The organism is Bacillus cereus group sp. MYBK227-1 (assembly GCF_051916325.1).
GTDB lineage: Bacteria > Bacillota > Bacilli > Bacillales > Bacillaceae_G > Bacillus_A > Bacillus_A cereus.
Window position 1 is genome coordinate 83472 of sequence record NZ_JBQAGK010000008.1, and the last position, 12751, is coordinate 96222.

Consider the following 12751-nt stretch of genomic DNA (forward strand, 5'->3'; position numbering starts at 1 on the left):
GGAGAAATGGTAGTTGGGATCGTACTAGCGGCAGTTGTCATACTACTTTTACTTATTACGGTAGTAAAATGGCATCCATTTGTCGCATTAATTTTAACAGCAATTGGTGTAGGATTAGCAATGGGAATGCCTTTAATTGGAACTTCACCAAAAGATCCAGGGATTATTGATTCTATTAAACTAGGGCTTGGTAATACATTAGGGTTTTTAGCAATAGTTTTAGCACTAGGAACGATGCTTGGAAAAATGATGGCCGAATCTGGTGGTGCTGAACGTATCGCTAACACATTAATTAATCGTTTTGGGAAGAAACGAGTTCACTGGGCGATGATGTTCGTTGCATTTTTAGTAGGGATTCCGGTATTTTTCCAAGTTGGATTTGTACTATTAATTCCGTTAGTATTTACAATTGCGTTAGAAACTGGGGTATCACTTATTACAATTGGTATTCCGCTAGTAGCAGGACTGTCAGTCGTACACGGACTTGTTCCACCGCATCCAGCGGCAATGGCGGCAGTTGGTATTTTTAAAGCAGATGTAGGGAAGACAATTTTATATGCGTTAATTGTCGGACTTCCAACTGCAATTATTTCAGGTCCACTTTACGGGAAATGGATTGGTGCTCGTATACATAAGGAAGTACCATTAGATATAGCGGAGCAATTTGTTGAAAAAGATAATAAAAAAGAGCTTCCTAGCTTTTGGAATACATTGTTTACAATTTTACTTCCAGTATTTCTTATGCTTGGTGCATCAATAGCAGAAGTTGCATTAAATAAAACGAGTCAACTAGCACAAGTATTACACTTTATTGGAGATCCGATTGTGGCTTTATTAATTGCAACCATTTACTCTTTCTTTAGTCTTGGATATGCAAAAGGTTTCTCAAAAGATAAAGTGTTACAATTTACAAATGATTGCCTTGGACCTATTGCAAACATATTGTTAGTGATTGGTGCAGGCGGCGCATTTAATAAAGTATTATTAGATTCTGGAATTGGAACGACAATTGCAGATATGGCGAAAGAATCACATATTTCACCGATATTATTAGGGTGGGGAATTGCGGCACTAATCCGAATTGCAACTGGATCGGCAACTGTTTCTATGATGACAGCAGCTGGTATTGTTGCGCCGATTGCAGCAAGCACACCAGGTGTAAATGTTGAATTATTAGCACTTGCAACTGGTGCAGGGTCATTAATTTTATCACACGTGAATGATTCAGGATTTTGGATGATTAAAGAGTATTTCGGAATGACTGTGAAAGAAACATTATTAACATGGACTGCAATGGAGACTATATTATCTGTAGTAGCACTTGGGCTAATTTCGATATTAAATATATTTGTATAGAATAGGAGATTGATTAATATGAAACTAGGTTTAATTGGATTAGGAAAAATGGGATTTCCATTAGCTGAACACTTATATGAAGACAAGCATGAAGTAGTTGTATACGATGTAAATAAAGAGCTTGTTGAAAAGGCAGGAAAACTAGGAATTACTGCACGTCATACATTAAAAGAAATGATTGCTGAACTAGAAGCTCCTCGTACAATTTGGGTAATGGTGCCTGCAGGAGAAGTTGTAGAGTCAGTACTAAAAGATGTATATCCATTATTAGATGAAGGTGATATCGTTATTGAAGGCGGAAATTCATTCTATAAAGATACGTTACGCCGTGCTGAAGAAGCAAAAAGCTTCGGATTACATTATGTAGATATCGGTACATCAGGCGGTGTAGAAGGAGCTAGATACGGTGCTTGCTTAATGGTTGGTGGAGAAAAAGAAATTTACGACCAATTAGAACCTTTATTTAAAGATTTAGCAGTAGAAAATGGCTATTCTTATGCTGGCCGTGTTGGTAGTGGTCATTTCTTGAAAATGGTTCATAACGGTATTGAGTACGGCATGATGCAAGCAATCGCTGAAGGATTTGAAGTACTAGATAAGAGTGACTTTGATTTCAATTATGAAGATGTTGCAAAAGTATGGGCTAACGGATCAGTTATCCGTGGTTGGTTAATGGACTTAACTGAAAAAGCATTTGCAGAAGATCCGAAACTAGATGGCATTAAAGGTGTAATGAACTCTTCAGGAGAAGGAAAATGGACTGTTGAAACTGCACTTGAACTTCAAGCTGCAGCACCAGTTATCGCTATGTCATTATTTATGCGCTATCGTTCTCAGGAAGATGATACATTCCATGGAAAAGTAGTTTCAGCATTACGTAATCAGTTCGGTGGACATGAAGTTGTGAAAAAATAAGGATGTTTTTAAAAAGAAACTTGTGTATAAGCGCAAGTTTCTTTTTTATAGTTTAAGAAATTACTAATTTAAAAATACCAATCAATCATCGTTTTTTTGTCACAAATGATAGCTTCAACGTTCATTGAATGAACAATATATTCTATATTTTCTTCTTTAGCTAATAATAAGGTTGTAAAGGAATCGTATATACTCATAAACGCATACTCATTATCTTCGCCAGTAATAATTAACTCATTATTGCTAATGTCCCAAATATCTAATGGAGTAGTATTATTTACCTGTAATAATCCGTTTGTATCAAGAATTGGTTCAGAGAAATATAGATTTTTTGCACCTTTAGAACCGAGGAGTTTAAGTAATTTGTGTAATAAAAATATAGACGTATAATCTTCTGTTGGATAATAAAGATCTTTTTTTAAGTTTGAATGTAGCTTTTCAGCTAAATCCTCTCTTTTATATTCTTCTGAAAGGGCACTAATGGAAGTCAACATGGCCATTGCTAGGTCTGCGTATGAATGTAATCCACTACAAGACATCATTTCCTTCCAAGAAACGGATTTCCCATTATAAATGATTTCTTCAGCGCTAGGATAGATGTGCTCATATGGTCTTTTTCTCACAGACTTTTCCCATCCTAAAGGCATTTGGATAAAAGGATGTAGCAATATAGCTGCAGATTTAAAGTTTCTTGGTAGTTGTTCTAAAATTGGTGATTTGTCATCTAGCCAAATGTAATCCAACAAAATATAACCTCCTCTTAGACTTTGAAATGTACGGATTCCCGTATTATGTTTTTTGTATTGATTGTATCAAATATAAAGCGAAGCATGAAATATGTCCCAACATAAAAGTAAGAATAAATAAAATGAAGTTTTCATAAATAGTAAAAGGGTGCTTATGTCATCAGTATAGCTAAGAAATGTTGTTACATATGAGAAGAGCGTGTTAATAAAATATGAGGTGGTTAAATGGGAAATGAGCAAGTGAAGTCTGTAAAGGAAGAAAAAAAGTTATGTCTTTGTATGATCGTTAAAAATGAGTCTAGAATTATGGAAAGATGTTTAAATGCAACAAAATCAATTGTAGACTTTGTTTCTATTTGTGATACTGGATCGACGGATAATACGCCTGAAATTATTGAAAATTGGTGTAAGGAAAATGAGATACCTGGGACGGTTCATCATGAGCCGTTTAAAAACTTTGGTTATAACAGAAGCTTAGCTGTTTCGTTAGCGCAAAAAACATACCCAGAAGCAGATTATTTATTAATATTAGATGCGGATATGATTTTAGAGGTTGATCCGAATTTCGATAAAACGAGCTTAACGGAAGATCATTATCTTACATTACAATATGATGTTCATATTAAATATTGGCTTACACGTCTTTTAAAAGCTTCTTTACCATGGAAATCTGTCGGTGTTACTCATGAGTATTGGGATATAGATCGTTCAAAAGTTGGAGCGAATTACAATACGAGGGTAGCTCGGTTAGAGACTCTTGTCGTGAATGATCCCGGAGATGGCGGGAGCAAAGCTGATAAATTTGAAAGAGATGAGAGGTTGTTGTTACAGGGAATAAACAACCCAGAAACAACGCCAGATTTGCATATAAGATATTTATTTTATTTAGCTCAGACTTATTTTCATTTAAGTCAATTTGAGAATTCAATTAAATGGTATAAAAAACGTGTGGAAGCAGGAGGATGGGTTGAAGAGGTATTCTATTCGTTATTGCGAATAGGATTTTGTTATGAGCAGTTAGCAAATCGTTCAGCAAATAAACAAAATGAAGTGACAGATGCTGATGAAAAAGAAACTGTTAAAGGGCAAGAAGAGCAATATTTAGCGTTAGCTGTTTTTTATTTTCAAAAAGCTTGGGAATATAGACCAACCCGGGCTGAACCATTATACCAACTTGCAAGGTTGTATCGATTACGATCTCAAAACAATATTGCTTTGATGTATGCTCTGCAAGGGAAGGAAATTCCTTTTCCAAAGGATGATCTACTATTTGTAGATTATCATGTGTATGATTACTTATTTGACTATGAAATTTCTATTAGTGCTTTCTATATACCTCATAAAAAGCATTTAGGGGCGGTGTCGCAAAAGTATTTGGAATCGATAAAAGAAAAGATTCCATTTCATATAGCAAATATAGTAGAGAATAATGCGAAATTTTATTAAATACATTTTCGATTAAAGGAGTAGTGGAGTAATCATGGAATTAATACGATGGGCGATTGAACTAGGAGAATCGGTGCATGGAAATACGTATGAAGAATTGATGCCACTACTAGACTATTATTATGATCGTGATCATTTAAAAGCGTATTGTATCGCAAATCTTCTTTTAAACATGGATGTATTAGATGAGGACCGGGAAAGAATCGAATTAAGAAGATGCATCGCTGCTTATTATGCTGGATTATATAAAGTAGCAAGAAAACATGCAAATGAGTTGGTACTTAAACATCCGGATGTAGATCTATATAAAAATAATTTAAGATTAATGGAAGTTTATTTGAATAAAGAATATGATTATTGTCTTTTTATATGCCCAAAGACATACGGTAGTTTCATAGATGTTGCGCGAGCTTTAAAGTGGAGGTTGGAGCAGGAGGGAAATACAGTAATTATATCAGAAACAATACTGGAAAATGTAAAGAATACAGTTGTTTTTGGAGCACATACATACGCATATAACCCGAACCTTCTTCCGAAAGATGCAATTGTTTATAATTTAGAACAGCTATACGAAGGAAGTCCATATGCGCACCCCCTTTATTTAATATTATTAAAAGATAGAGTGATTTGGGATTATAGTAAACAAAATATAGAATGGCTTAAACAAAAAGGGGTAGGAAAAGAAATAAAACATGTAGAAATGAACTACGCTCCAACTTTGGAAATAAAAAAAGATGCGTTTGAAGATGAGATTATTGAAGATATTGATATTCTGTTTATTGGTGCTCTTAATCCGAGGCGACAAGCTATTTTTGATCATCTAAAAGCGATTGCCCCGAATTTAAATATAGTTTTTAAAAATAATGCGTGGGGAATTGTTAGAAATGAATTGATTGCTAGAGCTAAAATTATATTAAATATTCATTTTTATTTATCAGGAATTCTTGAAACACCTCGCGTGTCTTATGCAGTCGCAAATAAGAAATTTATTATTTCCGAAAATAGTAATCCAGAAGATGAGGTAGAGTGGCCAGGAATTGTGTTTACCCCGTACGAAAAAATAATTGAAAACGTAATGAAATATATAGAATTACCAGAAGAACGGAAAAGATTAGCGGAAAAAGCATATAATCATTTTGAAGCAAATGAAAGTTTAGGTACATTGAGCATGAGAGATGAAACAAAGTAATTGTACAAAACTCATACGAAAGTATGAGTTCTTTTTTGTTTATCATACTATTTTATGAAACAAGTTAACTCTTTATATTGTGTTTTGTATAGAAATTTCTGATAATATATAAGTAGAACTTGAAAACAAAGGGGAGAAATAATCATGAAACTAGTCGTTATTAACGGTACACCAAGAAAATTTGGTCGAACTCGTGTGGTGGCAAAATATATTGCGGATCAATTTGAAGGGGAATTATATGATTTAGCAATTGAGGAGTTACCTTTATACAATGGAGAAGAGTCACAACGTGATTTAGAGGCAGTAAAAAAATTAAAAACGTTAGTGAAAGCTGCGGATGGGGTTGTATTATGTACACCAGAATATCATAATGCGATGAGCGGTGCGCTGAAAAACTCTTTAGATTACTTAAGTAGTAGTGAATTTATTCATAAACCAGTTGCGTTGTTAGCGGTTGCTGGTGGCGGTAAAGGTGGAATAAATGCATTAAACAGCATGCGAACGGTCGCTAGAGGTGTTTATGCAAATGCAATTCCAAAACAAGTTGTGCTTGATGGATTACATGTGCAAGATGGTGAACTTGGGGAAGATGCAAAACCATTAATTCATGATGTAGTTAAAGAATTAAAAGCATATATGAGCGTATATAAAGAGGTGAAAAAACAACTAGGAGTGGAGTGATATGTCCTCACTTTATCATGATTCTCGCTTGTATTACATTCTAGGAGCCAATAGTCTATCTGCTATTGGTTCCGGAATTGTTATGATAACGATTCCTTGGCTGTTAATTAAAGAGAGTGGAGGAGAGACAACATTTGGTTATGTTTCTATCATTGCAACCCTCATTATGTTTTTATTAACACCATTCATTGGGCAAAGTATTGATCGTTTTTCAAGAAAATCTTTATTGCTATGTAACGAAGGAATCGGAATAGCCGTAATCGGAATAATGGTTATATGGGGATTTGCTGGGCAACCTTATCATTCTATTCACTATATTCTTATTTATATAGCCGGATCATTCTACTATTTATTGTTTTATCCTACAATATTTGCGTTCAACCAAGAGATATTTCAAGCAGAACATTATAAAAGTTTAAGTGGAACGATGGAAATACAAGGACAGTTAACACAAGTTATTTCTGGAGCGGCTGCGAGCTTCTTAATTGAAATTGTATCTTTGAAGTGGATTTTGTTAGTAGACATGTTAACTTTTGCTGGAGCATTTTTTCTTTTCTTATGTATACCGTACGTAAAGAAAAAAGAAGTGAAAAGAAAAATAACATTTAAGAAGCAATTGTTTGAAGGAATTCACTTTATGAAAAAACGTCCTAAGCTCTTTTGGTTCTTACTGGCCACTTATATGCCGTTTATAGGCGTTATGATGGCAAATTATTTAATACCAGTTTATATTTCGGATATACTTAAAGCCAATGCCTCTGTATACGCAATAGAGGGCACGATGTACGGTGTCGGAGCGGTTGTTGCAGGAATCTGTATTCCACTCATAATGAAATATGTAAAAACAGAAGTTTCAATCGTTATGACGATGTTCATTTATGTAATTTCAATTACCGCAATGATTATTGAACCTTCCGTAATTTTCTTATATGGACTTGCAATTTTTCATGCAGTTGGAAATGCGGGTACAAGAGTGGCGAGAAATGTATTGATGATGGAGGAAATTCCAAACGAAGTAATGGGACGTGTAGACAGCTTATTTCGCCTAATTGGTACTGGAATACGAATTGTATTATTAATGCTGTTTACAGCGGCTGTATCTAAAGCCGGAGTAATGCTTCCGTTTTACGTATTAAGCTGCATATTGATCTTCTCATTAGGAATCGCTATTTATTATGTACTATCACAACGTAAAGTAGCGGCGAATGTTTCTAATAAATCAATCGTTTAAAAAACACTTCTGCCGCCCTTTCTTTTTCTGTATAATAAAAAGAAAGGGAGTGCAAACTTATTTATGAACAAATGGATCTTTCTTATCATTTTATTATTACCGCCACTATACATCATTTATATGACGTTTAGAATGAACAAAGTTGCTCGTGAAAAGTTGAGCTATCACTCTCCGTACGTTCTTATACTGGGTGCAAAGTTATTTGGAGATAGACCGTCTTTATCTCTTCAAAATCGTTTGGATGTAGCGGTGGAGTATTTATTTTCCCATCCTGAAGCGAAAGTAATTGTTTCAGGTGGTCAAGGAGAAGATGAAGATATACCGGAAGCTCACAGCATGAGAAACTATTTAATGGTACACGGTATAGATGAGAGTCGTATTTTAATAGAAGATCAATCTACAAATACGTATGAAAACTTAAAGTTTAGTATGGATTTATATAATGTGAAACATGCAGTAGTTGTAAGTAATACGTATCATTTATATCGAACGAAAATAATTGCAAAGCGTTTAGGCATGAAGATGGAGGCACTAGCTGCTGAAACACCAATTCGTTCTAAGAGAAAAATGTATGTTCGCGAATATGCTGCTATTATGAAAACAATATTGTTCGACCGTTAGAGCTCAAATGTGAGCTCTTTTTTAATTTAAAAGCGTATCATTTGAAATGAATGCCATATTCCATCAAAATAAAGGAAACAACATTAAAGGAGTTGTATTTGTGATTCAATTTAATCATGTGTCAAAATCGTATGAAGATGGCACGAAAGCAGTGGATTTATTGCATTTAGAAATTAAAAAGGGAGAATTTTTTGTTCTCATCGGTCCGAGTGGATGCGGTAAAACAACGACAATGAAGATGATTAATCGTTTAATCGAAACGACTGAAGGATCGCTTTTAATCGATGGAAAAGATATTCAACAATATAATATAAACGAATTACGTTGGGATATAGGATACGTGTTGCAACAGATTGCTTTGTTTCCTCATATGACAATTGCTGAAAATATTGCAATTGTTCCTGAAATGAGGCAATGGAGCAAAAAAGAAATTAAAGCACGCGTCGATGAATTGTTACATATGGTTGGATTAGATCCGGATATTTATCGAAATCGTATGCCTGATGAATTGTCAGGAGGACAAAAACAACGTGTCGGTGTCGTGCGAGCATTAGCTGCAAACCCGAAAATCGTTCTTATGGATGAACCATTTAGTGCGTTAGATCCATTAAGTAGGGAACAGCTTCAGAAGGATATTGTACAGTTGCAAAAAAAGATTCAAAAAACAATCGTATTTGTAACACATGATATGCAAGAAGCATTATCACTTGGAGATCGCATTTGTATTATGAAAGAAGGAAAAGTTGTTCAACTAGATACACCAGAAGGAATTATACATAATCCGAAAAATGAATTTGTAGAGGAGTTTATTGGAAATCGCGGACGAACTTGGTATCAGGGGAAAAGTATAGCAGATGTATTGCCGCTTGATCAAAGTGTGCAATTAGAAGGGCAGGCGCTATCATTACATTCTTCTTTACAAGAAGCGTTAGTTCGTGTGCGTGATGAGGAGGTCGTTCCAGTTGAAAAAAACGGTCAATATATTGGAGCGTTAACAAGTCGTCATATTGTCAATTACATTGTTGAACAAATGAAGGAAAGAGGCTAAACAGTGACTAATTTTATACAAACGTTCCAAGAACGAAAAATAGAATTACTAACTGCATTAAGTGAGCATTTACAAATATCGCTTATTTCATTATTTTTTGCAGTAATTATAGCGGTGCCACTTGGCATCTTATTAACAAGAAAAGAACGAATGGCTGAATTTATAATAGGAACTTCTGCAGTAATGCAGACAGTGCCATCACTTGCATTACTCGGACTATTAATTCCATTAGTAGGAATCGGAAAACTTCCAGCGATTATCGCATTAGTTGTGTATGCACTATTACCTATTTTACGAAATACATATACAGGAATAAGGGAATTAGATGAATCTCTAATAGAAGCCGCGAAAGCTATGGGGATGAATAGTTGGAGAAGATTGTGGAAGGTAGAACTTCCTCTTGCATTGCCTATCATTATGGCCGGTATTCGTACAGCGATGGTATTAATTGTTGGAACGGCTACATTAGCAGCTCTCATTGGTGCTGGTGGGCTCGGTAAGCTTATACTATTAGGTATAGATCGAAATGATCATGCACTTATCATTTTAGGGGCCGTACCAGCCGCGTTACTCGCTTTATTCTTTGATATAGTACTTCGCATACTTGAACGACCGAAACGCTCTTCTAAGCGTGTTATATTGACGATATGTATTGTTTGTATAATGATTGCTTCTCCATTTCTTTGGAGTACAGAAAAGAAAGATATTGTTATTGCGGGCAAACTTGGATCAGAACCTGAAATTTTAATTCAAATGTATAAGCAGCTTATTGAACAAGATACAGATTTACACGTACAATTAAAACCAGGTCTTGGAAAAACAGCATTTGTATTTGAAGCGTTGAAATCAGGGGAAGTAGATATATATCCAGAATTTTCAGGAACAGCTTTATCTACTTTCGTGAAAGAAGAACCAAAGAGTACAAATCGTGATGAAGTATATGAGCAGGCTCGCATTGGAATGGAAAAGAAATATAATATGATTATGTTGAAGCCGATGGAGTATAACAATACATATGCACTAGCTATGCCGAAAAAAATAGCAGATCAAAAGAATATAAATACAATTTCTGATTTAGGGAATGTTGCACAGGAAGCCAAAGTAGGATTTACATTGGAATTTGCTGATCGTGAAGATGGTTATAAAGGAATGCAAAAATTATATAACTATAAGTTCTCGAATGTTAAAACGATGGAGCCGAAGCTGCGTTATAGCGCAATTGAATCTGGAGATGTTAACGTAATTGATGCATATTCAACAGATAGTGAATTGGAGCAATACGGACTGAAAGTGCTGAAAGATGATAAAGGGTTATTCCCACCTTATCAAGGAGCACCATTATTAAGAAAAGAAACGTTACAGAAATATCCTGAACTTGAAAAGGTATTAAATAAATTATCTGGAAAGATTACAGATGAAGAAATGCGAAAAATGAATTATGAAGTTAACGTAAATGGTAAAAGTAGTGAAGAAGTCGCAAAACAATTTTTACAAAAAGAGAAGTTACTTCGTTAAATTTACAAGAAATATACAAATTTATATGTTTGAAATGACCGTTCATTACAAAATGAGCGGTTTTTTTGTGCATACTTATACATTTTTTCAAAAAAGTATTCCATTTTTGTTCATTTTCTTTTAGAATAAGTAATGTTTTCCTGAAAAAATATAAGAGAAACGTCTATTAGAGAAAAAGGTGACTTTAATAGTTGAACGAACATAACACCTAGAATGACAGATGGGGTGGTACAAATAGAAAAGAAGTTAGGATTTTTTCCATTAATCGCATTAGTAGTTGGAACAATGGTTGGTGGCGGTGTTTTTAGTTTACCGCATGATTTAGCAGTAGGAGCAAACAGTGGTGCAATAATAATTGGCTGGTGTATTACAGCGATGGGAATGATTCCACTTGCGCTCGTATATCAAACGTTAGCAAGACAAAAACCGGAACTTGAAGGTGGAATTTATAGTTATGCACGTGCTGGTTTCGGTGAATATATTGGATTTAATAGTGCTTGGGGATATTGGCTAGCAGGAATCTTAGGTAATGTCGCAACAATTATGTTACTGTTTAGTACATTAGGTTATTTCTTTCCAATTTTCAAAGGAGGAAATAATGTTGCGTCTATCGTTGGGGCATCACTTTTATTATGGACACTTCATTTTTTAATTTTATTTGGAATCCGTGAAGCTTCTATTATGAATGTGATCGCAACAATAGGGAAGTTAGTTCCAATCGTTTTATTTATTGTTGTAATGGTAACAGCCTTTCGCTGGGACACATTTACACATGATTTTTGGGGAGAAGGAACGATCTCACTTTCCGCTATACTTGGTCAAGTGAAAAATACAATGCTTGTAACACTTTGGGTTTTCATTGGAGTTGAAGGAGCGGTTGTATTATCTGGAAGAGCGAAGAATAGTCGAGATGTTGGTAAGGCAACAGTATTGGGACTTATTTTAGTAATGTCCATTTATATTTTAATTTCTGTCCTGTCAATGGGAGCTATGACAAGAGGCGAACTTTCTGTGTTAGAAACTCCGTCCATGGGACATGTATTAGAGCACGTTGTTGGTCCATGGGGTGCAGTTGCGATTAACATCGGATTAGTTGCTTCACTTGTCGGTACATTAATTGGCTGGTTTTTACTTGTTTCTGAAATTTCTCATGTAGCAGGAAAAGATGGCGTATTTCCGAAAGTCTTTACGAAAACAAATAAGAAGCAAACACCGCACATGGCATTATGGATTTCAAATGGTGTTGCCCAAATTATATTTATCATCGTTTTGTTTTCGGAATCAACATATCAAATTATGTATTTCATTGCATCAACATCAATTTTATTACCATATTTATTATCAGGGTTATTCCAATTTAAATTAGTCATTACAAACGAACTAAAAGACGCTAAATTAAAAAACGGAGCGTTAGCTTTAATTGCTTCTATTTACTCTGTATGGCTTCTTTATGCAGCTGGTTTAAAGAATTTACTACTCGTTTCAATTGTGTATGGAATTGGAATTATTGTTTACACGTTTGCAAGAAAAGAACAAGGGAACCGTTGCTTTGTAGGTGCAGAGAAGTATGTGATGTGGGCAATTATTGTTGCGGCTATCACATCAATATATATGTTATTAACTGGAAATATAAAAATGTAAAAAGTCCTTTTCATTTAAAGGGCTTTTTTCTTTGTTTAGAGAATATTTACTACATAAGATATTCAGGAGGGATGAGAATGGAAGAAAAAGAACAGTTGTCTAGAATAATTGATTTAGCTAGTGAGTTAAGGAAAGTATTAGTGCAAGAATCTTTTTTTAATCATCATCCTGAACTAAGAGGAGTCATTGAAAATTTAGCAAGTTCTGTTGAAAATTTGGCGGAATTACAAATAAGTAAAGATGAAAACGCTGAAGATCGATTACGTTACGTACTTGCGAAAATGAAAATTGCTCATAATGCAATTTTACAAGAGAAAAAAGCATTTCCTTCTCATTAATATAAGTTTTTATTTTGAACCTGG

12 protein-coding genes are annotated in these 12751 nt (G+C 34.6%); 11 read left to right on the forward strand and 1 reads right to left on the reverse strand.

Annotated features, from left to right (window positions below; translation table 11 throughout):
* Positions 1-6 precede the first annotated feature (6 nt).
* A complete protein-coding gene (locus tag ACTFRM_RS25735) occupies positions 7-1356 on the forward strand; it encodes a GntP family permease (protein ID WP_000260208.1) in 1350 nt (449 codons plus the stop codon).
* Positions 1357-1374: 18 nt separating this feature from the next.
* On the forward strand, positions 1375-2271 hold the full coding sequence (gnd, locus tag ACTFRM_RS25740; RefSeq protein ID WP_000765995.1) for a phosphogluconate dehydrogenase (NAD(+)-dependent, decarboxylating): 897 nt from the start codon (positions 1375-1377) through the stop codon (positions 2269-2271).
* A 68-nt stretch (positions 2272-2339) separates the two neighbouring features.
* Here the strand turns inward: gnd and ACTFRM_RS25745 are convergent, their stop codons facing one another.
* Positions 2340-3017, reverse strand: coding sequence for a DUF2711 domain-containing protein (locus ACTFRM_RS25745; RefSeq protein WP_000888154.1), 678 nt, complete (start codon positions 3015-3017; stop codon positions 2340-2342).
* A 225-nt stretch (positions 3018-3242) separates the two neighbouring features.
* On the opposite strand from ACTFRM_RS25745, the gene ACTFRM_RS25750 reads away from it, so the two are divergent.
* From ACTFRM_RS25750 to ACTFRM_RS25790, 9 genes are all read left to right on the forward strand, one after another.
* Entirely contained in the window at positions 3243-4463 is a 1221-nt protein-coding gene (locus ACTFRM_RS25750) for a glycosyltransferase (RefSeq protein WP_322372810.1), read from the forward strand.
* A 34-nt stretch (positions 4464-4497) separates the two neighbouring features.
* Complete coding sequence (locus ACTFRM_RS25755; RefSeq protein ID WP_000420431.1) at positions 4498-5652, forward strand: hypothetical protein; 1155 nt, start codon at positions 4498-4500, stop codon at positions 5650-5652.
* A 144-nt stretch (positions 5653-5796) separates the two neighbouring features.
* Positions 5797-6333 (forward strand): NADPH-dependent FMN reductase, encoded by a 537-nt coding sequence (locus ACTFRM_RS25760; protein ID WP_000780355.1) that lies wholly within the window; start codon positions 5797-5799, stop codon positions 6331-6333.
* A gap of 1 nt (position 6334) precedes the next feature.
* Positions 6335-7564 carry an MFS transporter gene (locus ACTFRM_RS25765; protein ID WP_440043762.1) on the forward strand — a complete coding sequence of 410 codons (1230 nt, stop codon included), beginning with the start codon at positions 6335-6337 and terminating at the stop codon, positions 7562-7564.
* Positions 7565-7627: 63 nt separating this feature from the next.
* A complete protein-coding gene (locus ACTFRM_RS25770; protein WP_001045715.1) occupies positions 7628-8185 on the forward strand; it encodes a YdcF family protein in 558 nt (185 codons plus the stop codon).
* Between the two features lie 100 nt (positions 8186-8285).
* A complete protein-coding gene (locus ACTFRM_RS25775) occupies positions 8286-9233 on the forward strand; it encodes an ABC transporter ATP-binding protein (protein WP_025687405.1) in 948 nt (315 codons plus the stop codon).
* A gap of 3 nt (positions 9234-9236) precedes the next feature.
* Positions 9237-10748, forward strand: a complete 1512-nt coding sequence (locus ACTFRM_RS25780) for an ABC transporter permease/substrate-binding protein (RefSeq protein WP_000181014.1) — start codon at positions 9237-9239, stop codon at positions 10746-10748.
* 213 nt (positions 10749-10961) lie between these two features.
* Positions 10962-12389, forward strand: a complete 1428-nt coding sequence (locus ACTFRM_RS25785; protein WP_000129447.1) for a basic amino acid/polyamine antiporter — start codon at positions 10962-10964, stop codon at positions 12387-12389.
* A gap of 77 nt (positions 12390-12466) precedes the next feature.
* A complete protein-coding gene (locus tag ACTFRM_RS25790) occupies positions 12467-12727 on the forward strand; it encodes a hypothetical protein (RefSeq protein ID WP_000391445.1) in 261 nt (86 codons plus the stop codon).
* Positions 12728-12751 lie beyond the last annotated feature (24 nt).

Coding starts and splice junctions, on each gene's coding strand:
- ACTFRM_RS25735 (WP_000260208.1), top strand. CDS start 7: ATGGTAGTTGGGATCGTACTAGCGGCAGTTGTCATACTACTTTTACTT.
- gnd (WP_000765995.1), top strand. CDS start 1,375: ATGAAACTAGGTTTAATTGGATTAGGAAAAATGGGATTTCCATTAGCT.
- ACTFRM_RS25750 (WP_322372810.1), top strand. CDS start 3,243: ATGGGAAATGAGCAAGTGAAGTCTGTAAAGGAAGAAAAAAAGTTATGT.
- ACTFRM_RS25755 (WP_000420431.1), top strand. CDS start 4,498: ATGGAATTAATACGATGGGCGATTGAACTAGGAGAATCGGTGCATGGA.
- ACTFRM_RS25760 (WP_000780355.1), top strand. CDS start 5,797: ATGAAACTAGTCGTTATTAACGGTACACCAAGAAAATTTGGTCGAACT.
- ACTFRM_RS25765 (WP_440043762.1), top strand. CDS start 6,335: ATGTCCTCACTTTATCATGATTCTCGCTTGTATTACATTCTAGGAGCC.
- ACTFRM_RS25770 (WP_001045715.1), top strand. CDS start 7,628: ATGAACAAATGGATCTTTCTTATCATTTTATTATTACCGCCACTATAC.
- ACTFRM_RS25785 (WP_000129447.1), top strand. CDS start 10,962: ATGACAGATGGGGTGGTACAAATAGAAAAGAAGTTAGGATTTTTTCCA.
- ACTFRM_RS25790 (WP_000391445.1), top strand. CDS start 12,467: ATGGAAGAAAAAGAACAGTTGTCTAGAATAATTGATTTAGCTAGTGAG.